24 protein-coding genes are annotated in these 25383 nt (G+C 40.5%); 20 read left to right on the top strand and 4 right to left on the bottom strand.

Going from position 1 to position 25383, the window contains the following annotated elements:
- The first annotated feature begins 75 nt into the window (after nucleotides 1-75).
- The 4 genes from H0R92_RS06490 to H0R92_RS06475 all read left to right on the top strand — a co-directional run bounded on the left by H0R92_RS06490 (nucleotide 76) and on the right by H0R92_RS06475 (nucleotide 4445).
- On the top strand, nucleotides 76-1098 hold the full coding sequence (locus tag H0R92_RS06490; protein WP_432962334.1) for a TRAP transporter substrate-binding protein: 1023 nt from the start codon (nucleotides 76-78) through the stop codon (nucleotides 1096-1098).
- Between the two features lie 91 nt (nucleotides 1099-1189).
- Nucleotides 1190-1735: a TRAP transporter small permease gene (locus H0R92_RS06485; protein ID WP_432962332.1), complete on the top strand. Its 546-nt coding sequence runs from the start codon at nucleotides 1190-1192 to the stop codon at nucleotides 1733-1735.
- A complete protein-coding gene (locus tag H0R92_RS06480; protein WP_432962330.1) occupies nucleotides 1735-3024 on the top strand; it encodes a TRAP transporter large permease in 1290 nt (429 codons plus the stop codon). Before H0R92_RS06485 ends, H0R92_RS06480 begins: the two co-directional genes overlap by 1 nt.
- Nucleotides 3025-3128: 104 nt before the next feature.
- A complete protein-coding gene (locus H0R92_RS06475) occupies nucleotides 3129-4445 on the top strand; it encodes a lactate racemase domain-containing protein (RefSeq protein WP_432962328.1) in 1317 nt (438 codons plus the stop codon).
- A 133-nt stretch (nucleotides 4446-4578) separates the two neighbouring features.
- Here H0R92_RS06475 and H0R92_RS06470 read toward each other — a convergent pair whose 3' ends face one another.
- Entirely contained in the window at nucleotides 4579-5781 is a 1203-nt protein-coding gene (locus H0R92_RS06470) for an iron-containing alcohol dehydrogenase (protein ID WP_432962326.1), read from the bottom strand.
- 229 nt (nucleotides 5782-6010) lie between these two features.
- Here H0R92_RS06470 and H0R92_RS06465 point away from each other — a divergent pair, with 229 nt between their 5' ends.
- The 10 genes from H0R92_RS06465 (at nucleotide 6011) to H0R92_RS06420 (ending at nucleotide 14665) form a co-directional block, all read left to right on the top strand.
- Nucleotides 6011-6895: a DUF4846 domain-containing protein gene (locus tag H0R92_RS06465; protein ID WP_432962324.1), complete on the top strand. Its 885-nt coding sequence runs from the start codon at nucleotides 6011-6013 to the stop codon at nucleotides 6893-6895.
- Nucleotides 6896-7175: 280 nt separating this feature from the next.
- Nucleotides 7176-7301 (top strand): hypothetical protein, encoded by a 126-nt coding sequence (locus H0R92_RS06460; protein WP_432962322.1) that lies wholly within the window; start codon nucleotides 7176-7178, stop codon nucleotides 7299-7301.
- A gap of 111 nt (nucleotides 7302-7412) precedes the next feature.
- Nucleotides 7413-8210, top strand: a complete 798-nt coding sequence (locus H0R92_RS06455) for an ankyrin repeat domain-containing protein (RefSeq protein ID WP_432962320.1) — start codon at nucleotides 7413-7415, stop codon at nucleotides 8208-8210.
- Nucleotides 8211-8361: 151 nt separating this feature from the next.
- Nucleotides 8362-9324, top strand: coding sequence for a hypothetical protein (locus H0R92_RS06450; RefSeq protein ID WP_432962318.1), 963 nt, complete (start codon nucleotides 8362-8364; stop codon nucleotides 9322-9324).
- A gap of 3 nt (nucleotides 9325-9327) precedes the next feature.
- Complete coding sequence (locus H0R92_RS06445) at nucleotides 9328-9849, top strand: response regulator transcription factor (protein ID WP_432962316.1); 522 nt, start codon at nucleotides 9328-9330, stop codon at nucleotides 9847-9849.
- Between the two features lie 48 nt (nucleotides 9850-9897).
- Nucleotides 9898-11685, top strand: a complete 1788-nt coding sequence (gene aspS / locus H0R92_RS06440) for an aspartate--tRNA ligase (protein WP_432962314.1) — start codon at nucleotides 9898-9900, stop codon at nucleotides 11683-11685.
- Between the two features lie 48 nt (nucleotides 11686-11733).
- On the top strand, nucleotides 11734-12621 hold the full coding sequence (locus H0R92_RS06435; protein WP_432962312.1) for a hypothetical protein: 888 nt from the start codon (nucleotides 11734-11736) through the stop codon (nucleotides 12619-12621).
- 138 nt (nucleotides 12622-12759) lie between these two features.
- On the top strand, nucleotides 12760-13569 hold the full coding sequence (locus H0R92_RS06430; RefSeq protein WP_432962310.1) for a tetratricopeptide repeat protein: 810 nt from the start codon (nucleotides 12760-12762) through the stop codon (nucleotides 13567-13569).
- A gap of 212 nt (nucleotides 13570-13781) precedes the next feature.
- Entirely contained in the window at nucleotides 13782-14297 is a 516-nt protein-coding gene (locus tag H0R92_RS06425; RefSeq protein ID WP_432962308.1) for a C39 family peptidase, read from the top strand.
- Between the two features lie 77 nt (nucleotides 14298-14374).
- On the top strand, nucleotides 14375-14665 hold the full coding sequence (locus tag H0R92_RS06420; protein ID WP_432962306.1) for a VOC family protein: 291 nt from the start codon (nucleotides 14375-14377) through the stop codon (nucleotides 14663-14665).
- Between the two features lie 8 nt (nucleotides 14666-14673).
- Here H0R92_RS06420 and H0R92_RS06415 read toward each other — a convergent pair whose 3' ends face one another.
- Nucleotides 14674-15828, bottom strand: a complete 1155-nt coding sequence (locus tag H0R92_RS06415; RefSeq protein WP_432962304.1) for a glycerate kinase family protein — start codon at nucleotides 15826-15828, stop codon at nucleotides 14674-14676.
- A 262-nt stretch (nucleotides 15829-16090) separates the two neighbouring features.
- Here H0R92_RS06415 and H0R92_RS06410 point away from each other — a divergent pair, with 262 nt between their 5' ends.
- The 6 genes from H0R92_RS06410 to H0R92_RS06385 are packed head-to-tail and all read left to right on the top strand — an operon-like array spanning nucleotide 16091 to nucleotide 23140.
- Entirely contained in the window at nucleotides 16091-17761 is a 1671-nt protein-coding gene (locus tag H0R92_RS06410; protein ID WP_432962302.1) for a transaldolase family protein, read from the top strand.
- Nucleotide 17762: 1 nt separating this feature from the next.
- Nucleotides 17763-19472 (top strand): tagaturonate epimerase family protein, encoded by a 1710-nt coding sequence (locus H0R92_RS06405; RefSeq protein WP_432962300.1) that lies wholly within the window; start codon nucleotides 17763-17765, stop codon nucleotides 19470-19472.
- Nucleotides 19473-19484: 12 nt separating this feature from the next.
- Nucleotides 19485-20303, top strand: a complete 819-nt coding sequence (locus tag H0R92_RS06400; RefSeq protein ID WP_432962298.1) for an SDR family NAD(P)-dependent oxidoreductase — start codon at nucleotides 19485-19487, stop codon at nucleotides 20301-20303.
- A 38-nt stretch (nucleotides 20304-20341) separates the two neighbouring features.
- Entirely contained in the window at nucleotides 20342-21352 is a 1011-nt protein-coding gene (locus H0R92_RS06395; RefSeq protein ID WP_432962296.1) for a C4-dicarboxylate TRAP transporter substrate-binding protein, read from the top strand.
- A gap of 17 nt (nucleotides 21353-21369) precedes the next feature.
- Nucleotides 21370-21861 carry a TRAP transporter small permease gene (locus H0R92_RS06390; protein WP_432962294.1) on the top strand — a complete coding sequence of 164 codons (492 nt, stop codon included), beginning with the start codon at nucleotides 21370-21372 and terminating at the stop codon, nucleotides 21859-21861.
- The gene (locus H0R92_RS06385; RefSeq protein WP_432962292.1) at nucleotides 21854-23140 is read left to right on the top strand and encodes a TRAP transporter large permease; all 1287 of its coding nucleotides are present in this window, start codon (nucleotides 21854-21856) and stop codon (nucleotides 23138-23140) included. Before H0R92_RS06390 ends, H0R92_RS06385 begins: the two co-directional genes overlap by 8 nt.
- A gap of 124 nt (nucleotides 23141-23264) precedes the next feature.
- Here H0R92_RS06385 and H0R92_RS06380 read toward each other — a convergent pair whose 3' ends face one another.
- Together H0R92_RS06380 and H0R92_RS06375 are read right to left on the bottom strand one after the other, a co-directional pair.
- Nucleotides 23265-23930: a GntR family transcriptional regulator gene (locus tag H0R92_RS06380; RefSeq protein ID WP_432962290.1), complete on the bottom strand. Its 666-nt coding sequence runs from the start codon at nucleotides 23928-23930 to the stop codon at nucleotides 23265-23267.
- Between the two features lie 162 nt (nucleotides 23931-24092).
- A complete protein-coding gene (locus H0R92_RS06375) occupies nucleotides 24093-25373 on the bottom strand; it encodes an iron-containing alcohol dehydrogenase (RefSeq protein WP_432962288.1) in 1281 nt (426 codons plus the stop codon).
- Nucleotides 25374-25383 lie beyond the last annotated feature (10 nt).

Genomic DNA, 25383 nt, shown 5'->3' with positions numbered 1-25383 from the left:
GTTGACAACTCCGATATTCGTGCTATAATTACGCAATATACCGTGTGTATATAATTGTTCTTAAAGGAGTATTTAATGAAAAAATTGGTTATGGCATTTTTGGTTGTATTACTGATAGCGGTTTCTGCAAGTGCCGAAGGGAAAAAGGACTCTGCAGATACGGGAAGTATTACAATGAATATTCAACACAATCTACCTATCTCAAATCCTTGGCAAGCCGGTTTTGAATATATCAAAGAGCAGATGCTCAAAAAATATCCCAATACAAAGTCTACCATTTATCCGAACGGACAACTGGCAAAGGGAGATTGGAAAATTATTTTTGAGCAGACACAGAGTAATGTTGTACAGATGACGTGTGAATCTCAGGTAACTCTGGCGACTTTAGTTCCCGAGTTGTTTTCACTAAGCACTCCTTTTCTTTTTGAAGATATGAATCACCTGATTCGGTTTATGGAAACGGACCCGGAATATGTTAAAGAATGGTTTGCAAAATTGGAAGATAATAATTTGAAAGTATTGACTTATTGGCCAAGAGGACCCCGCCAACTTTTAAATTCTAAGAGGCCGATTGTTTCTCCTGCGGATATTGCCGGACTGAAATTTAGGGTTCCCGGCATGCCTCTTTTTATTACAACTTTTGAAGCTATGGGTGCCAAACCTGTTCCTATGCCTTCGGGTGAAATTTACACGGCAATGCAGCTTGGAACGGTTGCCGGAGAGGATAACTCTTTACAAACAATTCGTGATACAAAAACCTTTGAACAAGGTAAATATTTTAATGTATGGAATTATATGGCAGACGGTGTTCTTGTTGTTGTAAATAAAGCATGGTATGACAAGCTTCCCGCAGATTTCCGGACAGATCTTAATAATATTGCAAAAGAATCGACAAAAGTAATGCTCGAATTAGTAACCAAAGGAGAGTTAAAAGCACGTGAAGAAATGGCTGCAAAGGGAATAAAATTTACAGATTTTACTCCTGAGATGAAAAAACCCTGGATTGACCGGATGGAACCTGTATATTCAAGTGTGGCAAAAACTGTTGGTGAAGAAACTTTTAAAAAACTGAAAGCCGGCGCTGACGCAACACGATAACAACTATTATTATATTTTAATGACCGATTTGAATTAACGGATACCGACATTTTATGCTGTTGGTATCCGTTTTTCTAAAAAAGGATTAACAATGGGGAAAAAAATAATTAAGTTTTTACGAAATATTGATTACCATATACAACCTGTTTTGATGTCTTTTTTGCTTATTGCGGCTCTAATACAAGTGCTGTACCGCTTTTTGCATTTTCTAAAGACTCCGTGGACTCTTGAATTAATTACCTTCCTTTTCAGTGCTTCCGTGTGGTTTGGAATTAGTATTGCCATAAAAGAAAATATTCATGTGGGGATTGAGGCTGTTTACAGGCATTTCCCTATAAAAATACGCAAAATATTAAAGATTTTTAACAGCCTTCTTTTTATGATTATGATGGTTTTTTTGGGCTATTTGGGGACTCATGCTATAATCGGATATTTTCGCAGTCAAACACTTGCTCCGGCAACCCATCTTCCATATTGGTTTTTAAGATCTCCTTGTGTTTTTGGGGCTATTCTTTCTGTGTATAGAATTATTGAAAAAATTCACGGAATTCTAACAGGAAAAGATCCTGAATTTATGCAAGATGAATTACACTCATATACTCAGCTACCTGAAAATGCAAAACAGGAGGAATTTTGATGGTACCTATAATGAGCATAACGGTTTTTGTTTTAGCAGTAGTATTAATGATTTTGGGTTCTCCGGTTTTTGTGGCAATCGGACTTTCCAGTATTTTGACAATAGTTTTTTATCATCCTGTTCCTTTGATATCTATTCCTCAATTAATGTTTTCCGGTATGGAATCCTATGTTCTGGTTGCAATCCCTCTGTTTATTCTTGCCGGCGTAATGATGGAAACTTGTGGCGTCGCAAAACATCTTATCAATTTCTGTAAAGCTCAAGTCAGCTGGGCTCGAGGCGGGTTAGGAGCGGTAAATATTCTTTCCAGTTTTATATTCGGTGGAATTTCCGGCTCTTCAGTTGCCGATACTGTTGCTATCGGTTCTATTATGATTCCTGAGATGGAGGAAGACGGATATAGCAAAGAATACTCTGCCGCTATTACTGTTATTTCTTCAACTCTTTCTGTTGTTGTTCCTCCCAGTATTTTAATGATAATTTTAGGAGGAGTGGCAGAACTTTCGGTTTCCTGGTTGCTGGTAGGGGGTATTGTTCCGGGAATTCTTATGACTTTGAGCATGATGATTCAAAATAATATTATCTCCAGACGACATTCTTTTGGGCATGTGAAGAAATTTTCTTTTTCGTATCTATGGAAAACATTCAAATGCGGCTTTTGGGCACTGGGAGCGCCGGCTATTATTCTTTCGGGCATTATGACGGGTATCGTTACTCCAACCGAATCCGGGGCTATTGTTTTTTTCTATACCCTGATAATTTCTATTTTTTATTATAAAACAATGAACTGGAAAGTTTTGTACCGTTCTTTTATAAATGGTGCTCAAATTACAGCTTCTGTGGTTTCTATCATTGCCGTTTCTTCGATTTTCACATTTATCCTTACGTTTGAAGGGTTGCCCCAAATTGCAGCAAAGGCACTGCTTTCAATATCAACAAAGCCCATTGTTATTCTTATGCTTATTAATATTTTACTTCTATTTGTTGGAATGCTAATAGATGCCGGTGTGGCTATTATTATTTTAGCTCCCATCCTTTTTCCTGTTGTTTTACAGGTAGGGGTAGATCCAATTCATTTTGGAGTTCTTGTTGTTCTTAACTTAGCTATTGGGTTGGTAACGCCTCCTTTTGGAGTTTGTTTATTCAGTGTTTGTAATGTAGCTAAGATTAGTATGGAAAATTTGCTTAAAGCATCTTTTCCTCTGTATGCCTCTCTTCTTGTTGTATTGATATTAGCAACACTTTTTCCAAATATTGTTCTTTTTTTACCGAAGTTAATTTTTGGTTAGCGGAATTTAGGCGGAAAAAGAAAATAATTATTTTTTTAGATAAAAATCCTACGGTAACATCATTTAATGTTTTGAATTTGACTAATAGTTTATGGAGATGATATATGAATACTAAAAGACGGGACAGTCAATGGGACAGGGACGGAGTTATTAATGAAATGTTAAAAGATGTGCCGATTCCTAGGATGGCTGTTGTAAAACAATATTTTAAAGATAATTCAATTTCGGATATTCCTGCTGCGGTTAAAAAGGAATTCCATCGGCCGGAAATTGCAAAAACAATAAAACCCGGTCATTCTATTGCTGTCACAGTAGGGAGCCGGGGTATTGCAAATATTCCTCTGATAACACGAGAAATTATCAAAAATGTCAAGGAACTGGGAGGTAAGCCTTTTATTGTTCCTGCTATGGGGTCTCACGGCGGTGCTACAGCACAGGGACAAAAAGAATATCTGGAAGGACTTGGAGTTACAGAGGAATATATAGGGGCGCCTATTATATCGTCTATGGACACAGTTAAAATTGCAGAAACTGCCGATGGTAAAGAAGTTCGAATTGATGCTCATGCTGCTCAAGCAGACGGTATAATTGTTGCGGGGCGGATTAAACCGCATACAGCTTTTACGGGAGAATTTGAAAGCGGCTTATATAAAATGATGACTATCGGGCTTGGCAAACAAAAAGGGGCTGAATTTTGTCATTCGGAAGGGTTTAAAAATATGGCCCACAATGTAAAAACCTTTGGAAAAATTATTCTTGATAAGGCACCGATTTTATTCGGTTTAGCACTTGTGGAAGATTCTTTTGATAATACCGCAATTATTGAGGCAATCCCGGTAAGCCGAATTCCTACAAGAGAACCGGAATTGTTATTAAAGGCTAAAGAATTGATGCCTAAGATATATATTAATAACATAGACATTCTTATTGTCGATCAGATCGGTAAAAATTTTAGCGGGGACGGTATGGACCCGAATATAACAGCCTCTTATTGTACCCCCTATGCGCATGGAGGTCCGGAGGTTCAGCGATATATTGTTCTTGATTTGAGCGATGAAACGCATGGCAATGCCATGGGTGCCGGTATGGCAGACTTTAGCACCAAAAGAGTGTTTGATAAAATGGATTTCGATGCGGCTTATCCCAATGCTCTTACTTGTACGGTTTTGAAAGGTGTGAAAGTTCCCGTTATTCTCAAAAATGATAAGACTGCCATCCAGGCGGCTGTTTTTACATGTGTAGGAATTGATAAAAAATCTCCCAGAATTGTTCGTATTGCCAATTCTGCCCATATTGAAAAAATTATGGTGTCTGAGGCACTCAAGGCCGAAGTTGAAGCGCATACCGAAATGAGTTTTCTTTCTGAATTTCAAGTTCTTGATTTTGATAAGGACGGTAATTTGAAAATAGGCGAGTTCTGAGAAGCTCTAAAAATGAGTTTATAACTCATTTTGTATAACTGCTGTTTTTACTCATCAATAAATTCGGCTCCGTATTGAAAATAAAACCGATACATTGCCGGTTTTCAATTATCATATAGAGGCAACCCGTTCTTTATGTTTCCGCGATTTGATAATAAAAAGCGGCAAGTTCGGTTCGGGTCATCAGTTTGGGAACGGGGTAGAGGGGGTTTGCTTCTTTTTCGGCAAGAGCTGCCAAAAAGGGGATGTCCACCTCTTTTATGCCTGCAATCTTATCGGGAATGTTCATCCGCGCATTTAAATCTTTTACGGCTTTTATAAAAATTTCCGCTCCCTGTTTGCAGGGCGTGTTTTCGGTACAAAGACCGGCTGCCAGCGCCATTTGATACAGTTTTTTGTGAACGCTTTTGCCGTAGGCTTCCAAAACATAGGGCATAATCACGGCATTGGCAAGGCCGTGGGGCGTTCCGTAAAAACCGCCGAGAGAATGGGCGACGGCATGGATATAGCCTACATAGGATTTTGAAAAGGCAAGCCCCGCCTTATGAGCCGCATGCAGCATGTTTTCCCGCGCCCGGTGATTTGAGCCGTCTTTATAGGCCGCTTCGATATTTTCAAAAACAAGCTTTGCCGCTTCCAGTGCAAGAGCACGTGTTTCCCTCGTAGCCGATCGGCCGATGTAGGCTTCTACCGCATGGGTAAGCGCGTCGATTCCGGTGGAAGCGGTAATATGGGGCGGAAGGCTATAAGTGAGTGAGGCATCGAGGACTGCATAGCGGGGAATCAGGGGAAAACTCATAAGCGCATATTTTTCGTGTTTTTTGCCGTCGGTAATGATGGCCGCAAGGGTAACTTCGCTTCCGGTGCCGGCCGTTGTAGGAACGGCAATGAGCGGCACAAGCGGCCGCCGTACCCGGCATGTCCCCTTCATTTTTTCCACCGGTTTTTCGGGATAGGCAATCCGTGCTCCGACGGCTTTTGCGCAGTCCATCGGAGAGCCGCCTCCTATAGCGATAATACCCTCGGCTCCCGAATCTTTATAGAGGGTAAACGCTTCTTCAACATTTGATACGGTCGGGTTTGCTTCGGTTTTATCATAAACGCAAAAGCGTATGCCGTTTTCCTGTAAAACCCGTATAAGCGGTTCGGTTAAACCGTTTTCAACGATACCCCTGTCGGTTACGATAAGAACGGATTTAAGGGCTTCTTTTTGCAGCACTTTGTCCAGCTTTACGCAGGAAAAAATGATTTGCGGCTCCCGATACGGAAGAAGGGGTTGGGTCAATCGAAAAGCGGCTTGGAACAAACGGCAGTATACGGCTTTTGGAAAAAACATGATGAAATCAAATCTACCATGCCTTTTTCAAAATGTCAATAAGACTATTTTTGTCATAATGGTTTCTGTCGTGTATAAAGAACAGCACCTAAAGAAGAATGCACTTGATTTGGCCGCACTGCCTGAAAAGACACAGCAGCTGTAGAATAAACGTATCTCTGTGGCTGTGTGTACATACAGTACCCAGGTTGACAGCAGCTTAGACTATGATATACTGTAAACAATATCGGTGAAAAAACACATGCGGTTTGAAGCGGCCGCCGAATGGAGATTGTACAAAATGATTAATGTTGAATTACCGAAACTGAAAAAGAAAATATCGTTCGCTGTATTTATTATATACATACTATTATCCGCCCGTGTATATGCACAGACAATTAACCGATTCGGTAAAAATATACTGGAACGATTTATACCGCCGCACGGATATGTACGGCTTGATTATGCCGATAATTCGTTTCAGCAATATTTGCGCTTATATCCGCTCAAAGAATATACCGCCCCCGTTCTCTTATATAACGGAGAAACAAAGGTACATAATGTGCATGTGTCGGTTTTTTCCATGCCCTTGCTTAAACAGGATTTGATTCAATGTGCCGATGCCATTATAAAATTAAAAGCCGAATATTTGTATAGTAAAAAGAAATTTTCCGAGATTTCATTCAATATTACCAATGGAATGTCCGTTCCGTTCGAAAGATATTCCAAAGGCGATAGAGTTATAGTCAATAACAATAAAACCGTTTGGAAGGAGGGATATAAAAAAGGTATAACGCGAGATATTTTTGATGAGTATTTAAAATTCATCTACATATATGCGGGAACATATTCTTTAGCACACGAAGCGAAACATACGAATTTGGAGCACATAAAAATAGGAGATTTTTTTATCTACGGCGGCAATCCCGGTCATGCAGTATTGGTTCTTGATTTAGCTCAAGACCGCAAAACCGGAAAAAAAATAATGCTGCTGGGGCAAAGCTATATGCCTTCACAAGAATTTCATATCTTAAAAAGCTTTGAAGATATTTCTCCTTGGTACTACGTACAAGAAGGCGATTTGGTTACGCCCGAATGGACTTTTAAACAAAACAGCTTGATGTGTTTTGAATAGCACTATGCGCCGTCAAGCCCTCTCTTGCTAAGTATTGCTTTTTTGTCCGATATTGAAAAGGTAATGACGGAAAAATAACAATGCTCATTTTCACGAAGGCTGTTGCAGTCGGTATTTTATTTTTATCAGCTGCAGAGGTATTTATGCTGTTTAATCCCTCAAAATCGGCTGCTTGTTTCCGTGCTGATAGGTATTGCCGCAATTTTTTTTCTTTGAACCTAAGATATTGTATTTATATACGGGTAACAGTTAAGCATTTTTAATCAAAGGAGTGTTTTTTATGAATGAATTTGAAAAAGCTCTTTGCGGCAATGTACGGAGCGGAAAAATCCCGGATGAACATGATATTTTCGGCGCGGAAGGTTGGAAAATAATTGCAAAGATAGAGGCTGTAAGAGCAAGATAAACCGCTTTCCGTATATTTTGAGTTAATACGGTAAAAATTGAGCTTGCAAAAGCCGATATTACCGATACTGTAAAAAAAAGTAAGAAAGCCGGGGTAAGGAAGGACAAATAAATGAAAAAACGGATGCAGATACTTTTGTATGTTTTTTTTCAGGTGTTGCTTATATCGTGTAACAATACAAAAACAATAGAACAAATTATTTTTGAAAAAATTGAAAGAAATGATTTACAGGCTATAAAAAAGATATTCAAGAATAATAATATAGATATAAATAAAGAAAACGTAAATAGAAGTAATGAAACATATTTATATTTTGCCGTTGAAAAACAACAATATGAAACAGTTGAATGGTTTATTGAAAATGGTGCCGATATAAACAAACCGAGTAATAAGGGAACTCCTTTAGAAAAGGCAGCTTATAAAGATGATTTAAAAATGGTGAAACTGTTGATAGCACATGGTGCGGATATAAATTCGACTGCCCGATATGGAGGTCTTTCGGGAGGCGGTTCTGCAATATTAACTGCGATAATACATGTAAACTATGAAATGGTAGACTATTTATTATCTCGGAATGCCGATATAAATAAGGGAACAGGCTTGGAAGGAGAAGGTGCCGCTCTCTTTTTATTCGATCAAATGCATTCAAAGTTTTCTGCAAGGCAATACGACGATTATTATAAAATGCTTGAGTATATCTTCGCAAAAGGTTTTGATGTAAATCAGACCGCATATTACGGAAATATTCTCTCGGAAGCGATAGCTCGTGAGGATTTACGCGTAATAAAACTTTTGTTACAACACAATGTAGATTTAAATTGCTTTATCGAAGATTTGAATATGACTTGTATTCAATATGCGTACGAAAAGAATAATCAGGAGGTAATATCCCTGTTACACGGAAAATAAAACCTGCCGATATAACTGCATAGATAGGGCGAGGCTTTTGTTGTAAATATCTGCTTAATACATCTTTTTTACATCTTTTGCACCCTTGTTTTATCGCAAAAAGGGCGCGATAATCAAATACGAAAATAAATTCGGCTTTGAGAGGTGCTTTATGATTTTAAAATCGATACTTACACCGGTTGCCGTTATCGGCGCATCTGTTTTGTATGCCTTTTTCAGCGGTACGTATGTTTTAGGAATGTATGAACCGGCCGTAACATTCGGCATTCCGGTTATGTCTTTTATGTGTATCTGCTTATTCGGCAAGGTGAAAGCATATTCACCCTTATTTTGCAAAGAAAAAAAATTAGGCCAATCGGATTTTGGGCAATTAAAATCTTTAAATGATTCACTAAGTCTGTTGTTCAAAGTAATCGTTTATACGTGCCTGTTTTTTACGATTTTCGGAATGCTGTATTTTTGTTTGAATTACGGCGTTTTGGATGCGATGGGGCACAATCTTGCAGCCGCTCTTGTTTCGATAAAAGAATTATGTACCTACGGTTTAATTATTTTTACCTTAAAAGGGCATGTAAAACACAGGTTGATTTTAATGATGGCTGAAGAATCTCCCGGCGAAAAAACGGGAATGCCGGCTGTAAAAAAAGCGGCACAGGCGATTGCAAAGTTGACGCTGTTTATCGGTTTTTTAATTTGCTGCGGATGGGGAATTTCTTTGGCGGGTTTTATCGACCGTTCAAAATCGAACATTACCGACTTTGCGGATTTCCCTACAATCCTGTTTTTATGCGCAGGCAGCATTGTCCTTCTTTTAATTTCCGGTGTTTACAGAGGCGTCCGGCCGGTCTTTGCTCCTTTGAGCAACGGCGAAACCGGCTACACCGAGAAAAAATTGTATCAAAATGCTTTTAAGACAACAAGAATTACGGTTTTACTGTTTGCCTTTTTAAGTACGGCCATTGCGTGTATGGCAGCTTTAAATAACCTTGCGGATAAAAAATATCTCGGTACGGTTATGTATGCCGCAGTGCTGCCGGTTTTTTATGCCGTAATAATAAACTTTACGTTTTTGGCATTTGAGGCGGGAATCGAAAAGCAGGGCCGCATAGAATAGCTTATGGTTACCGATTTATTTTTATATGCGGCGGTTATTTCGATTTTTATTTTACCGGGAATGTTCCGTAAAGAAAAATTCTTATATGCACTATATAAAAGCGCTTTTTATGCCGGCGGTTTTGTAACGAGTGTAAAACTTTTAGCCCTTATGTATATATTGGAAAAGGGTATGGGCGGTTTACCGTTTAATGTTTCCTTTTTGCGTTTTAGCGTAACGGTGTTTACCAATTTTAGAGCGCTTGTGTACGGAATCATTGTCCGTCTTGTTTTACGTCAGTTTGTAATGCAAAAAACAAACTGCAGCGGAAACGGAGAAAAAAAAGACCGTATCGCTGAATTGCGGCCGGAACTTTTAAGCAATAGAGAAATTGAAGTTGTCCGGCTTGCGGCAAAAGGTTTAACAAATGCACAGATAGCCGACGAACTGTGTATTTCGGTCGTAACGGTAAAACGCCATCTTGCAACGGTATTTAAAAAAACGGGCATTAATTCGCGGCACGAACTGTTTGGCATAACGGTATAAAACATTTGTGCTTGCATATCCGTCTTAATAGCGTTATTATAGGGCATTATGGAAGCATTTAAACGAAGCTGCACGTGCGGCGATTTACGCAAAAGCGATGCCGAAAAAACGGTTACATTAAACGGCTGGATACACCGCATCCGCGAACACGGCGGTATTACCTTTATCAATTTGCGCGACAGATACGGTATTACCCAAGTTGTCGTGGACGCCGATTCTCCTTCAGAATTGCACTCGAGCGCAAAAGATTTGCATATGGAATTCTGCATTGCCGTTGAAGGACGTGTCAGAGCGCGCCCCGATTCGATGATAAATCCGGAGATGCCGACGGGAGAAATCGAAGTGCTTGCGCAAAAAGTCATTGTGCTTTCAAAAAGCGAAGTGCTTCCCTTTATGATTGACGAAGTGCAAAAAGACGGCACTCCCGTTATTCCGAATGAAGATTTGCGCCTTAAATACCGCTATTTGGATTTACGCCGCGCTCAAATGCAGCATCACTTGGCGCTGCGCCACAAGGTGTGCCTCGCGGTCAGAAACTATCTTTCTTCTCACGGATTTTACGAGCTTGAAACGCCGACCTTTATAAAATCGACCCCGGAAGGAGCACGCGACTATTTGGTTCCCTCCCGCCTGTATCCGGGAAAATTCTATGCGCTTCCCCAATCGCCGCAGCTGTATAAGCAGATTCTCATGGTTTCCGGCTTTGACCGCTATTTTCAGATAGCGCGCTGTTACCGCGACGAAGATGCCCGGGGCGACCGTCAGCCCGAATTTACCCAAATCGATATGGAAATGAGCTTTGTGTCGCGCGACGACGTTTTAAGTATAACCGAAGGCTTAATGGGAGCGGTTTTTAAAGAAACGCTGAATATCGAGCTTCCCGCCCGCTTTACGCGCATAGCTTACGATGACGCAATCGATTTGTACGGAACGGATAAGCCGGATTTGCGCTTCGATATGAAAATGCAGGATGCTTCCTTTATGGCCGATATGGGCAGTTTTCAAGTCTTTAAAGACGCGCTTCCGTCGGGAACCGTTAAGGCATTGGTTGTGCCCGGTCAAGCCGAACAGTACAGCCGAAAGCGCATAGAAGAGCTCGAAGCGGTTGCAAAAATCTATAAGGCCAAGGGACTTGCGTGGATGAAGGTTACATCCGGTACAAGCCTTGAAGGCGGCATTTCCAAATTCTTTGCGGGAAACGAAGCGGAGATTATCAAAAAACTCGGCGCTCAAGCAGGCGACCTCTTGCTTTTTGCCGCCGATGCTCAATATAAAACGGCTTGTACCGCACTCGGCGCGGTGCGCTCCCGTTTGGGGAAAGATTTGAATCTTGCAAATCCGGATGAGTTTGCCTTTGCATGGATTATCGATTTTCCCCTCTTTGAATGGAACGAGGACGAGCAAAAGTGGGACGCCGCCCACCACATGTTCAGTATGCCGCAGGAACAATACCACGCAACTCTTGAAAGCGATCCTGCGAGCGTAAAGGGCGATCTCTATGATTTGGTTTTAAACGGCTACGAGCTTGCTTCCGGTTCAATCCGTATTCATAACCCGGAACTGCAAAAGCGGATTTTCAAAATTGTCGGCTTTAACGAAGAAGAAGGCCAAAAGAAATTCGGCTTTTTAACCGAAGCCTTTAAATACGGCGCTCCTCCCCACGGCGGTATAGCTCCCGGCCTCGACCGCTTGGTTATGCTTATGTGCAAAGAGTCTTCGATAAAAGAAGTTATCGCCTTCCCGAAAAACACCTTTGCCGTAAGCCCGATGGACGAATGCCCTTCCGAAGTAGATACCAAACAGCTTGACGAATTGCATATAAAATTTACGGAATAAAAAATGGATAATCCGGCATCGGTCTTTTTTCAGGCTCTTGCCGAAAGAATGAATAAAGAAAATGACTTATCGGACATCACATATGCGTTATGTAGGGCGGATGAAAAATTCAGAGATTTCTTTTTTGAGTTTTGCTTTGATGAAAAAATAAGTGTTGAGGATATAAATCGCGAATATGCAGTCAAGAACTCCAGACCTGATTTTTACCTATGTGATATGCATGGACAGGAAAGAATTATTGAAGTAAAAATATACGATAAAAATCAGCACTTTGATCAATATAGAAAAGATTTTCCCGATGCAAAATATGCTTTTATTGCAAATTATCCTCATCAAGAAGTGCAGGATTGGACTATAAAAACATGGGGAAGCTTCTGCGATGCTATAGTTAAAAAAGGCTTAATACACAACAACAGTTTGATTTCAGGTTATATCGAATATCTTAAAATGGTGATAGGGATAGAGGAATTTAAAGCTATGAATCTAAATCTTTGTACGAGTTTACCCGACTTTTATAATAATCTGATATATATTGCTAAAAAGGAATTCGGTTTTTGGGAATATAATTCGAGTAAGTCTTTTTGCAGCAATTACTATGGACAATTTTTTTATAAAGAAGATTTATATCTTTGGTTTGGACTTTATTTTTCCCCTGAGAAAATTTATATAGGTTTAAAAGATGCCGATACATGGGTTCCCGATTGTATTCGGAAGAATATAGAAACGTTAATAGCAAACGGCCGCGGCACGGAATATTTTGACCAACCGATTAAATCGCCTGACGGGAATTACGGAGATTATTGGTTTACCCTTAAAGATAATAAATTTAATATCCTGTGTAATGAGAGCATCGATGTTGAAAAGCAAAAAAACATTTTGAAAGAATTCTTTATTTCAGTTCTTACGGAAATCGGAGCTCGGAAATATTTGAAATAATAAAATCTTTATAAAGCTGCGTTAATTAAAGTACATGATATTATCATAGACAAATTTTATTAAAAAATATAAAATTACGGCCACATGCTTTAGAACTCGTTTAGAGTCTTTAGTTCATAACATTAAAGGAGGATAAAAATGAACAAAAGTTCTGGAAATTTTTTAACAGGGTTAATTTTAGGAAAAATGTTGAATGGGAACAAGGGGAGCGGTTCCCAAAACAATGGCGGCTGCCTAACATCATTATTAGGTTTTGTTATTATCGCAGTTTTTATAATGGTAGGTGTAAACTACGGAATAAAAGGTGTTATTGCGCTGTTGGTTGTAATTATCGTTATCATTCCTGTTATAATCGGAGTAATAAAAGGGAATGCAATGGCTAACCAAAAAAGAGTTGAAGAGGCATGGGAGTTATTTAACCAAAAAAGATATACCCAAGCTTTAGAAAAAGCGGAAATGATGGCTGATAAAAATGCCGATGCGGCTTTGCTGGCAGGTGTTCTGTATTTGAACGGTGACGGGTGTGACGCAGATCCGAAAAAAGCATTTTCCTTTTTTGAGAAAGGCTATAAAAAAAATGTAGAAGCGCAGGCATACTATGGTTTTTTACTCTTGGTCGGAGCAGGCTGCGAACAGAATATACCGGAAGGAAAAAAACAGTTAATCAGTGCCGTGCAAAAAGGTAATACATATGCTATGTTGCGGCTGGGTGAATGTCAATTACGTGGAGAAAACGGTGTAGAAAAAAATATAGAACAAGGAATGAAAAACTTGCGGAAGGCGGCAGATGACAACGTGCCTTATGCAAAATATCTGGTAGGAGTTATGCAGTTTGAGGGACGTGACGGTGTACCTCTGAATAAAGAAAAAGGATTGGCTTTAATTAAAGAGGCGGCAGAGAACGATGTTCGTGATGCTCAGGACTATTTAAATACTTTGGAAAAATAGCGGCTTACACTGATTTGCTTATTATATGGACTTGACTGTCTATATAATAAGCAAAAAAGGAACTTCTTTTAATTGTCTGAAAAAAAAATCAATTATTTGTCTTTCCCGGAGTCTTTTTTCTTTCGATTTTTGCTCTGCTTTGTTTCGGGCGTTCTTTTCCTTCTTATATAAAATCCGAATCGATTCCCGTGCAAAACACAATGGGGCTGCATATGGATAAAGCTTTGTTCTACAGGCAAACACTGAATAATTGCGGTCCCTATGCGGTTATGGCGGTATTAAACGTGTTAAAAAATCAAACATATAATCCCGAAAAGCTTGCGGCCGAAATGACGTGGAGAATGCATAAAAATCTTACCTTCCCTCAGGGCCTAATAAATCTTTTGCACAAGTATCGTGTAAGCACAAAGGAATTTGTCTTAAAGAATAAATCGGACAGTGAAAAAATCGATTGGATAAAAAATACAGTGTTCGAAGGCCGTCCCGTTATAGTTTTGATAAAAGTCAAACATATTCAGCATTATGTGACAATTATAGGGTACGACGAGCACGGATTAATGGCTTATGATTCGCTTCAGGAAAAAACAAAAGACAATCCGCGAAAAACCGTTACGGACAAGCCCCTGTACGCCGGCAACAGATATTACACAAACGAAGAATTTTTGATCTTATGGAATAAGGGCGGCTATAAAATATTTTTTAGAAATTGGGCTCTTGTGTGCTTTTAACAAGGAAGTGATTATATAGCCGTGCATATCAATTTTGCTCAATCCGTAAAAAGGAGTTATCATGAAAATAGACCATATTGCACTATAAAAAAACGAATTTCCGCTCGTATTTTGTTTCCTTCGATGACGGTTCGAGGCTCGAAATAATGACAAAACCCGAAATTACGGACGATAAAAAAAATAGTGCGCGCACGGGCTACATTCATCTTTCGTTCAGCGTGGGGAGCAAAGAAAAGGTGGATACCCTTACGGAAAAACTGAAATCCGACGGATACGAGGTTTTAAGCGGGCGGCGGACTACCGGCGACGGCTATTATGAAAGTTGTATCCTCGGTGTTGAAAAAAATCAAATAGAACTGACCGAATAAAAAACGTATTAACGGGTGCGTTTTTCACACATGCGCATTAAGCGCAAAATGTCGCGCATAGTAGCGGACAAATCGGCTTCGGCGGTTTTTTTCGCTTCGCTGAAAGGAACGGCAAGGCGGTTTATGCTGAATACGGCAGTAACCCCCGTGTCGTAAGCGGCATCAAGGCCTTTTTCCGCATCTCCTACAACTGCGATAACCGGAACGCCCGCTTTTTTTGCGCGCCGCGCAACGCCGATAACGACTTTGCCGCGCAAACTTTGGCTGTCGATTTTTCCTTCGCCGGTAAAAACACAGTCTGCATTTGCAAGCCGGCGGTCGAATCCGGTTGTATCCAATACGGTTTCTATGCCCATTTTTAATTGAGCGCCTAAAAGACAAAGCATACCGTAGCCCATACCGCCGGCGGCTCCCGCTCCCGGATAATCGGCTTTATCGATACCGAGGTCGCGTTTGACAATTTCGGCTAAATGGCGCAAACCCGCGTCCAATTCCCGTACCGCAGCTTCATCGGCGCCTTTTTGTGGACCGAAAATGTAGGCGGCGCCGTTTTCGCCGTATAAGGGGTTATCTATGTCGCACATGGCGGTAAAATCGGAGTGTTTAATACGTGTGTCGATAGCTGAAGTGTCGATGCGTGCAATATCTTTAAGCGTTCCGCCGACGGGCACAAAGCTTTTGCCGTTTTTATCGAAAAATTGAACGCCCAAAGCGGCTGCTGTTCCGCAGCCGGCATCGTTTGTCGCACTGCCGCCCAAGCCTATAATTATTTTTTTGCAGCCCTTTGCCAAGGCGTCGGCAATCAGCTGGCCGGCTCCGTAGGTGGTTGTAATACGGGGATTTAATCTTCCGGCGGCAAGGGGCAGTCCGGCACAAGCGGCCATTTCCACAACGGCCGTTTTTTCGGTATCGCTGCCGTTCAAAATGCCGTAAAAACTTTCCATATCTTCAAAAAAAGGATTTTTTACAACAGTCTTTTCTTTTGTACCGCCGACGGCCTCCAAAAAAGCATCGACGCTGCCTTCTCCCCCGTCGGCAACGGGAATACTGAGAGTTTCGCATGTCGGAAAAATATCCTGAACCGCCTCTTTCATAAGCGCGCAAATGCGTGCGGAACTCATGGTTCCTTTAAATGAATCGGGAATAAGCAGAATTTTTTTCATATCGATACCTCTCTAGTAAGCATAGTATACACCTTTTACTTATCTTCGAATATGGCTTAAAGACCAATAATTAAACCGTTCTTATGTTCTCTAAGACAAAGGGATATGGGGTACGCAAGTGTTTTACACTTTTACCGCAGCGTTTTACAATTTTACTGAGCCGCTGCTTATAAATTTCAACGAATTCAAAATAAAAACATTGACAACTGAAATTTCTGGCCGTATAATATACTGTATACGAAATACGAAACAGGAGAAAAAAATGTCTTTCCAATATGCGCTGCTTAAAGAGGAATATGTAAAAAATCAAAAACAGGATACGTTTTTACAGGAACAAAATATTACAAAACTTAGAAACTATCTTTTGTTTTATTCGCAAGCCCATTCATGGGATAAGGATGTAAAACACGTTTTGTCGTTTTTTGAAAATAAATTCTTGAATTCCGAAGAAGGGCAAGCCGAAATACTTGAAGAATTGGCAACTTTGTATATAGACTTGTCAGGTGCATATTGTATGTGGCATGTTGAAAAAACGATAGATGCGGATGCCGTCGAGCGTGCTAAAAAAGCTGTTTTAGCGTTGTTGGAAAAGCTGGAGGCTTCAGCTCCCGCACGCTCAAAAGAAGTTATCGAAAAATTGACAGCCAGAACGATTAACCGCTATGAAGCGGAAAAAATAAAACCGGACTTACAAAAAGCTTTAGCAAAAAAGCATTGCGGAATAAACCTTGTTGAATATTGTAAAAATACGGCGGAACTCATTTGTTCTTCAAATCTTGCGAAAATTTCAAGATTGGCAAATTCTCATCCCGACCGTATTATAATCGGTAACGATTTCGGCGATTTTTTACAGGAAACGTTGTGGCTGGGTGCTTCTTTTGTTACTACAAATCCTCCGTTGATAAATGCGGCATGGGCGCTTGATGAAAGCTATTGGCAAAATGCTTTAAAAGCATTTTTAAAACAAGAACAAGAGCTTTTAGCCGAAGCTCCGAGTTGGATGACAAAAACCGAAAAACTCTGTGCGTGTGCAACTCTTTTAGTCGTTGAAAAAAACTGCAAAATGCTCAGAGATATCTTTTTAACCGCCGGCGGAGAAACCGGTTATTGCTGTTATCAAGTTAATCCGCTAAATCACCGCGACTGCGAAAAGATGCTCGGCGAAGTACTGTTTGTATATAAAGTGCTGCAAAAACGCCTCGGCGGAATACCGAACGTATCTTTTAAACTGCCCGGTCTTCCCGCCGGCCTAAAAGTTGCGGAACGTCTTGGTGCGGAAGGAATAAGCGCCACTATCACACTTGAATACGGCTTGTTTCAAGCGCTTGCGTTTGCAAAAATCTTTAAGGAAAGCAAGGCGTTGATAAACAATCTCGTTATTATGAACGGCAGAATTGCCTTCCCTGTCAGAGATGAACTGCTCGAATCCGGTGTCCCCGAAACGGATCTTTCCTACCGTTTTACGGGGGTTGAAATAACAAGGCGCTTGTATCGGGTTTTATATGCAAAAAAAGCCGATGGCGGATTGGAGCTGGATAAAAAGAAGGTTCGCATTATGAATGCGTCTTTAAGAGATTACGGAACCGATATTCCCGATTTAACCGAATTATGGGGTTCTCCGTTAATTACAATCTTTCCGAATGCCCGGCAGGTTTTTGATGCCGCAAAACGGGAAATATCTTTAGATGCGGTGTTTAAAAAAACCGATGAAAAATATATCGGTGTTCTTAAAAAAAGTTCTCAATTTTCCCAAGCATACTGGTATGAGGCAGACGGCACGGAATCACGGCCCGAAGGATACATTCCGTTTGATATCGAGCATGAAAACGAAATAATCGATTGGCCGCCCATTGCCGCTACTTTAAGTCAATTTTTGGACTCGTATAAAGCTTTAGCGGCAAAAATGGATATGTTAATACCTGAGGAGGCATAATATGAAAGAATATGAATTCGGAAAACTGAGAATTGACCCGACCGTGAATCCTGCTATCTTAAATACGCTGACATGGGATCGGGAAAAGGCAGCCGAACAGGTAAAATCCGCACAAATAACTTATAAAGCGGACACTCATGCTATTGTGTCGGATACTATAAAGATACACGATCTTTCATTATCCGTATACAAAGGCAATTCTTATGTTATCGCAGATTTACCGGACGGCCAAAGCGTCATTATCGCGCAAGGTAAAAATGAAAAGATTTTTAATACAAAGCCTGTTGCCGAAAAAGATGAGTTCGAGGTTTTTCCCGTAACGGATGATGTGCTGCATACCTATGTTTCCCTTATCAATTCGCGAAAAGGCCCCAAGGCGCTCGGTTCCGTGCCGCGGCTCGGAATCGGTGTTCGGCATACAACTTGTCTTTGGCCGGGTATTTTTAGAGCGATGAACAGGGGCGATTTTGCCGCAAACTTTATTCAAAATTCGGTTCGTGAATTATATTTGCTCAACGATCTTATAGCCGGTATTCCGCCCAGAACAAACCATCTTTTCAGTTTCGGCCCCGTTCCGGAAGGGCATAGCGGCAGTTCCTTTGAAGGTTTATGGACATACGGCGTTTATAATGCGCTGATAAGCGAATACGACTTAAAATACGGTGCGGATGCGGATCACCTTCAAGTAAAACGAGGCAGTGAAGGCATTGAACGGACAAAAAAGTTTATAGATGCAGCCAAATATTATTCTTTTTATACGTTGGATGTTTCCGATATACTTAATTATCATGCTATGTGGATAAAAGATTGCGCCTCGTGCGAAGCAATAGTCCGCACTGTGCTGCCGAGCAAGACTTTGCGCACAGATGTTTTCTTTTTCCATCGGCAAAAAAAGGTAATCGGAAAACAAGTATATCAATTTGACGATGCTCAGATTTCCAGAATGATTGGAAAGTATTGGGAAGCGCTTAATCATGTAGAAGAACTTATCGCATATATTAAACATATTAAAAAGGGTGAAGCCTTTGATGTTGAACTCAGCATTGATGAAAATCCGCCCGACGTCAGAACTTTCGATACGATTACGACAAACGAAGAACTGCTTTTTTTAATGGAAGAAATAAGGCGGCGGAACATGCCGGTTACACATTTGGCCCCGAATTTCGGCGTTGAAAAATGCACGGATTACAGATGTCCCGACGGGCTTGAAATGCTGGAAAGAAGAATCTCGGCACAGGTAAATATGGCGAATAAGTACGGCTTTATGCTGGATTGCCATTCCGGCGACGATTTAAGTAAGGCAACCAGAAGAATATTCGGATCGGCTTCGCGCGGAAAAATTAATTTTAAACTATCGCCTTCATTGCAGCAATTATACGGTAAAGTTTTAGCCGATGTGCATCCTGAGATTTTTACCGATTGGTATACTCAAACATATGAATATACGAAAAAATGTGCCGCTCAAGGCTCGCCGTTTGCAATAAACGCACTCAAGCGGCATGAATTGTACGAAACTCAATCGCCTTCGCCGGAGCATTTTTTCTTTCTTGAATACGGCTTTGCCATTGTCGGCATGAGGGACGATAAGGGGCAATTTATAAATAGAGCCAAATTTTATGATGTTTCCGATTTTTTCAAAGACGAATTGAGCGCCAAACTTGACGCTTTTCTTTTTGAAGCGGCGGATGATTTATTTAATTATATAAAATAAAAGGATGAAGCTATGTATCATTTGGAAAATCAAACGGCCGTTGTCGTAGGAGCCGCTTCCGGTATCGGGAAGGCGTGCGCGATACGGCTTGCCGCGGAAGGAGCTGCGGTCGTTTGTGCCGATCTAAACTTTGACGGTTTGTTGCAAACGGTTGATGAAATAAAAGACAGCGGCGGTACGGCAAAAGCCGTCAAAGTGGACTTGACATCAATCGATTCCATCAACAATCTCGTTTCGGAGGCTGTAGCCTCATTCGGGCATATACATATTTTGGTTAATGTTGCCGGCGTGTGTCAAAGCAAACCCCTGCTTGACGTTACGGAAAAGGACTGGGATTTTATTGTCGACATTAATCAAAAAGGAACGGTTTTTTGTCTGCAAAAAATAGCAAAACAAATGGTCGATCAAGTACCGGATTCCGTAAAAAATGCAAAAAAAAGTACGCACTGTTACGGTAAAATCGTTTTATGCTCTTCCATTTCAGGCAGGCGCGGGCGTGAACTGCAAGTTCATTATGCGGCTTCGAAGGCGGCGATTATCAGCATAACGCAGTCGGCCGCTTTAGCCTTTGCTCCCTTCGGTATTAATGTCAATGCCATATCTCCAAGTGTTGTCAAAACGCCGATGTGGGAAAAAAATGTGCAGGAAAAAAGCCTTGCATTTAATAAAGACGTTTTAAAAGAAACCGAAGATTTTATAAACAGAATTCCGCTTAAGCGGGCGGGTACCGTTGAAGAAATGGCAAATGCGGTGGCGTTTTTATGTTCAAAAGAATCGGATTATATCACCGGTCAAACATTAAATGTTGACGGCGGATTCGAAATGAACTGAAATAGAATTTACTACAAATAAACGATTAGGAGGAACAGATGAAAAAATTTGTAGTGGTATTAAGTGTGTTGGCATTAGCTTTAGGAATCGGTTTTGCTAATGGTAGCCAGGAAGCCAAAGCCGGAAAACCGGTTGTAATACAAATCGGCTTTGAAAACGCAATGTATGAACCGGTAGGACAGGCGGTGCAAAAATGGAAAGAACTCCTTGAACAAGAAAGCAAGGGCACAATGAAGCTTGAAATTTATCCGGACAGCCAATTGGGTTCAAAAAATAAATTGATAGACTCGATGCTTTTGGGAGAGCCGGTAATTACAATTGCCGAAGGTTCTTTTTATGCCGAATACGGAGTACCCGATTTCGGAATCTTAGTATCGCCCTTTTTGTTTGACAACTGGGATCAGTGCTGGAAATTGATAGACAGTCCCTGGTATGCCGAACAATGTAAAAAGCTTGAAACAAAGGGTCTAAAAATTTTGACTTCAAACTGGGTATACGGCGAAAGACATACGTTAACCACAAAACCGGTTAACAAAGTAGAAGATTTTAAAGGCTTAAAAATCCGCGTTCCCAACAATAAAATCCAAACAATCGGAATGAATGTTTTAGGCTGCACTGCAACCGGTATGAGCTTAGGCGACGTATATCAAGCTTTGCAAACCAAAACGATAGACGGAGCGGAAAACCCGTTGTCGACTCTGTACGGAAGAAAACTGCATGAAGTGGCAAAATATCTTGTGCTTGACGGACATGTAAAAATGCTTGTTTCTTGGCTGACGTCGAATCAATTTTTCAAATCGCTGACACCGGAACAACAGCAGCTGTTAATCAGTACGGGAAACAAAGCCGGTTTATATAATAATGAATGTCAAGCGAGTGCCGATAAAGAATACTTGGATAAAATGGTTGCCGAAGGTTGTACGGTAAAATATTTAAGCCCGCAAGAATTGGCCGCCTTTAAGGCTAAGGCACAAAGCTTTTATGACCACGGAAAAGAATTTAACTGGTCGGAAGGCTTATATCAAAAAGTTTTAAAAGCAATGGAATAATTGTTGGAGCGTGTTTTATGGTAAGGAAATATCTCGGCTATTTAAAGAAAGTTGATTACATACTTGCAGGCATTACTTTGAGTACCTTGGTTTTTTTAACGGTAATGGGAGTTGTTATGCGGTATATATTCGGAAAACCGTTTACGTGGCTTGAAGAAGTTCAGCTTTTTTGTATGGTTTGGGTTGTTTTTTTCGGTGCAGCCCCCGCACTTAGATCCGGCAGTCATGTTGCAATTGAAATTATAGTTGAGTTATTTCCTTTGAAAATTCAAAATATTATAAACATTTTCATTGATATTGTTTTTATAGGCGTTATGTCGTATTTTTTTTATCAAAGCTTAGGTTATATTCGAATGTTTATACTTAATGCAAGAACAACTCCGATGCTTGATATTCCGATGTGGTTTGTATACTTAGCCGCTCCGATTGCATCTGCCGACATGATAATTTCACATATATACATAACCTATGCGCACTACAGGAATAAAAAAGGCGGAAACAATGACTAGTATTATTGCAATTTCAGCGGTAGTTTTATTATTATTTCTTTTTTTAAAAGTACCCATTTTTATATCTATTCTCGCCGGTTCAATGGTTTATTTTGTATTTAATGAAGGAATAAGCCCGGTTATCTTTGCACAGCAATTCATTACCGGCACGGAAAGCATAACCCTATTGGCAATTCCGTTTTTTGTATTTGCCGGAACTTGTATGAATTATACGGGTGTAACAAGAAGAATTATGAATTTTTGTGCGCTCGTAACAGGCCGTTTGAACGGCGGACTTGCGCAAGTAAACGTTCTTTTGTCTACATTGATGGGAGGCTTATCCGGTTCAAATCTTGCCGATGCGGCAATGGAAGCTAAAATGTTGGTTCCGGAAATGGAGCGAAACGGCTACTCAAAAGCTTTTTCAACTGTAGTTACGGCGGTCAGTTCTATGATAACGCCGATAATACCGCCGGGCATTGCAATGATAATATACGGATGTATTGCCAATGTGTCCATAGGCAAGCTGTTTATTTCGGGTTTCGGAGTAGGCACTTTGCTTTGTGTTTCGTTAATGCTTTTTGTCGCACAAATTTCAAAAAAACGCGGATACAAACCTTTAAGAACGGAACCGCTCAAAAAAGAAGAATTTAAAAAATCTCTTTTTCCGGCTATCGCGCCTCTGTGTTTACCTATCATTATAATCGGAGGAATCAGAATCGGTGTGTTTACTGCGACAGAGGCGGGCGCCGTTGCCATCTTGTATTCCATAATTTTAGGATTTGCATACAAGGATCTTACGCTGAGCGGTATAAAAAACTCTCTAAAAGAAACAATAGAAAGCACAGCATCGATTATGCTTATTGTTGCGGCGGCAACCGTCTTTTCGTGGGTGCTCACAAAAGAAAGAATACCGCAGCAATTGACGGCATGGATGATTACGCATATAAATAATAAATATACGTTTTTGATACTGGTTAACGTATTTTTATTACTAATCGGTATGTTTATTGAGGGAAATGCTTCAATGATAGTACTTGTGCCCCTTTTGGCACCGGTTGCCGCCGCATACGGCATTGATGAAATTCAGTTTGCAATGATTTATATTTTTAATAATTCTATCGGCGCCCTTTCACCCCCGATGGGAACTTTAATGTTTGTAACGTGCGGAGTTACCGGATGTAAAACAAAGGATTTTATAAAAGAATCCGTACCCTTTTACATTATGTTGATTATAGATCTTCTTTTACTTACATTTGTGCCGTTTTTTTCAACCTTTCTTATCGATATCTTTTATTGATTTAAGCACAAAAAGAGATTGGAACGTATAAAAAACGGAGACGGTATTTTTGCCGGCTCCGTTTTTTATTTTCGGGATAAAATGTCCTGTTTGAAATACCGGCCTTTTGAAGCGGTCTATATTTCTATTTTTTTATTAAAAAAGCGCTTTTCATTCTTTGTGCGGAATTCAACAAATGTTCTTCCATTGCGCTGCCTGCGGCGGACGCTTCTCCGTTGAGCATAAGGTTTATAATATGTATATGTTCTTGCATTGCCGCCGTTTCAATGTTCGGGTCATATTGCCGAAAAAAATTATTTCTAATCAACCAACACTGATCCTGAATTCCCTTAATGATGCTCTCCAATTTTTGATTTTCGGCAACACGGATTATCCAATCATGCAAGTTTCTGTCATATTCAAGAAAACTTTCTTTTTGATTCGATTCTACAAGCCGGTTTCCTTCGGAACGCATCTGTTGTAATTCGGTTTGTTTACTGGCGGTTATTTTTTTTACGGCATGCTTTACGGCAAAGCTTTCGAGGCAGCCGCGTATCGAAAAAAGATTTTCCAAATCTTCGATTGTAGGAGCATATACTTCATAATGAATTCCGTTGTACATAACCAAGCCTTGCTCGACTAAGGCTTTAAGAGCATCCCGTACGGGAGTTCTGCTTATATCGAGTTTTTCGGCAAGTATATCAACTCTCAGCTTTTCGCCGGACTTAAAATCTGCGCAGATAATTTTTGCTTTTATAATATTCATAGCCTGTTCGCTTAGGCTCACTCTTTTGATTTGGCTAATCTTCATCTGCAATTATTTTATCATATAATATAATAGTGTTCAACAACAAGTTCCGCTCCTATAAAAATAAGGAGGTATCTAAAAATATCGATTTTTAGATACCTCCGAACGTACTCCGTTTTACAAAATCGTTAAAAAACAGCTTTTACGGCAATAAGCCGCCTAAGCTTACAATTCTTTAATGATAGACATATCGCCCGAAACGGCGGCGCGAAGAACCGGCCCCATATATTCATCGACCAAGGATGCATTCATGGGAACGGGCATGTTTCGCAGCTTCATGTCCAATTGGGGATCTTTTGCGGCGGACAAAGCTCTTTTGATATGTTCTTCGGTGAATCCTTCTATTTCGCCGAGCGTTGTCGGAGCGTTGATGCTCTTACCGTATGCAATCATTGCTTTTGCAACGGATACGGCCAAATCTCTACCCGACAAATTGTCCACATCGTCGTTTGTGTAGCCGAATTTTTTGAATATTTTTCCAACAACTTTTAATTGAGGCTGGATTGCCTTGGAGTATAAAATGGCGTAGTAGGGATTCATTATACCGCAGGCGGTTCCGTGTCCTACTATATCCACCAGCGAAAAACTCGTTAAGTGCGCTCCGGATGTTCCTCCGACCATAATAGCATATCCGCCTAAGTCGGTTGCCAAACCGATTGCTTCACGTGCTTGCATGTCCGAAGGATTCGCTATTAATTTATGGGCATATTCGGCACACAAACTTATTGCACATTCGGCCAATTCCTTTGTTTTATCATACGAAGCTTCTTTTGCGCCGCAAAACACTTCAAAGGTATGAGCAATTGCATCCAATGCGCCGTCGATAGTAACTTTTACAGGCATCGATTTTGTTACCGAATAATCGAAAACCGCAACATTCGGTACAATCGATTCATCTACTATTAATTTTTTTTGGCCGACTACCGGATCCGTAATATTGGCGTATTTTGTAAGGTGTGCGCCGGAAGAAGCGGAGGTTTCAATTGCAATCAGCGGAATCATTTTAGATTGGGTTGCTTGCAATTCTTTTGTTACGACTCCGGTTCCGAAATAGTGATCGATTTCAGGCGTTACCTTTGCGCCGAGCGTTGCAAGCGCGCAAGCCGCCTTACAAGCGTCGATTGTCGAACCTCCGCCTAAGGCTATAATACAATCGGGTTTTGTGTGTAAAATATAGGATTCGATTCTGTAAACGTCTTCGCGCGGTGCATTGGGTTTTGCATCGGGGCATATACATCCGCCGGCCAATTCTACGCCGCTTTCGTTCAGATACTTTACAACCGTATCGGCAAAGGGTTTCATATATGTCGTATTGCTTACCAAAAGAGCCTTTTTACCGAAACGTAGGGTTATTTTCCCGATTTGGTCTATAACAGACAATCCGAAAACATAGGAATCGCCCTTCCATTCTTTTAAAAGCCGATAAGCTTCTTTCAATTGATCCATGGTGTATTCT

Origin of the sequence: Treponema sp. OMZ 840 (assembly GCF_050937815.1) — a bacterium.
GTDB lineage: Bacteria > Spirochaetota > Spirochaetia > Treponematales > Treponemataceae > Treponema_C.
Note: the sequence above shows the minus strand (reverse complement) of the source record. Positions and strands in the feature narration are given on the sequence as shown.

Coding starts and splice junctions, on each gene's coding strand:
- H0R92_RS06385 (WP_432962292.1), top strand. CDS start 21,854: ATGACTAGTATTATTGCAATTTCAGCGGTAGTTTTATTATTATTTCTT.
- H0R92_RS06485 (WP_432962332.1), top strand. CDS start 1,190: ATGGGGAAAAAAATAATTAAGTTTTTACGAAATATTGATTACCATATA.
- aspS (WP_432962314.1), top strand. CDS start 9,898: ATGGAAGCATTTAAACGAAGCTGCACGTGCGGCGATTTACGCAAAAGC.
- H0R92_RS06380 (WP_432962290.1), bottom strand. CDS start 23,930: ATGAAGATTAGCCAAATCAAAAGAGTGAGCCTAAGCGAACAGGCTATG.
- H0R92_RS06430 (WP_432962310.1), top strand. CDS start 12,760: ATGAACAAAAGTTCTGGAAATTTTTTAACAGGGTTAATTTTAGGAAAA.
- H0R92_RS06470 (WP_432962326.1), bottom strand. CDS start 5,781: ATGTTTTTTCCAAAAGCCGTATACTGCCGTTTGTTCCAAGCCGCTTTT.
- H0R92_RS06445 (WP_432962316.1), top strand. CDS start 9,328: ATGGTTACCGATTTATTTTTATATGCGGCGGTTATTTCGATTTTTATT.
- H0R92_RS06375 (WP_432962288.1), bottom strand. CDS start 25,373: ATGGATCAATTGAAAGAAGCTTATCGGCTTTTAAAAGAATGGAAGGGC.
- H0R92_RS06450 (WP_432962318.1), top strand. CDS start 8,362: ATGATTTTAAAATCGATACTTACACCGGTTGCCGTTATCGGCGCATCT.
- H0R92_RS06410 (WP_432962302.1), top strand. CDS start 16,091: ATGTCTTTCCAATATGCGCTGCTTAAAGAGGAATATGTAAAAAATCAA.
- H0R92_RS06460 (WP_432962322.1), top strand. CDS start 7,176: ATGAATGAATTTGAAAAAGCTCTTTGCGGCAATGTACGGAGCGGAAAA.
- H0R92_RS06435 (WP_432962312.1), top strand. CDS start 11,734: ATGAATAAAGAAAATGACTTATCGGACATCACATATGCGTTATGTAGG.
- H0R92_RS06395 (WP_432962296.1), top strand. CDS start 20,342: ATGAAAAAATTTGTAGTGGTATTAAGTGTGTTGGCATTAGCTTTAGGA.
- H0R92_RS06400 (WP_432962298.1), top strand. CDS start 19,485: ATGTATCATTTGGAAAATCAAACGGCCGTTGTCGTAGGAGCCGCTTCC.
- H0R92_RS06455 (WP_432962320.1), top strand. CDS start 7,413: ATGAAAAAACGGATGCAGATACTTTTGTATGTTTTTTTTCAGGTGTTG.
- H0R92_RS06475 (WP_432962328.1), top strand. CDS start 3,129: ATGAATACTAAAAGACGGGACAGTCAATGGGACAGGGACGGAGTTATT.
- H0R92_RS06480 (WP_432962330.1), top strand. CDS start 1,735: ATGGTACCTATAATGAGCATAACGGTTTTTGTTTTAGCAGTAGTATTA.
- H0R92_RS06415 (WP_432962304.1), bottom strand. CDS start 15,828: ATGAAAAAAATTCTGCTTATTCCCGATTCATTTAAAGGAACCATGAGT.
- H0R92_RS06390 (WP_432962294.1), top strand. CDS start 21,370: ATGGTAAGGAAATATCTCGGCTATTTAAAGAAAGTTGATTACATACTT.
- H0R92_RS06490 (WP_432962334.1), top strand. CDS start 76: ATGAAAAAATTGGTTATGGCATTTTTGGTTGTATTACTGATAGCGGTT.
- H0R92_RS06425 (WP_432962308.1), top strand. CDS start 13,782: ATGGATAAAGCTTTGTTCTACAGGCAAACACTGAATAATTGCGGTCCC.
- H0R92_RS06405 (WP_432962300.1), top strand. CDS start 17,763: ATGAAAGAATATGAATTCGGAAAACTGAGAATTGACCCGACCGTGAAT.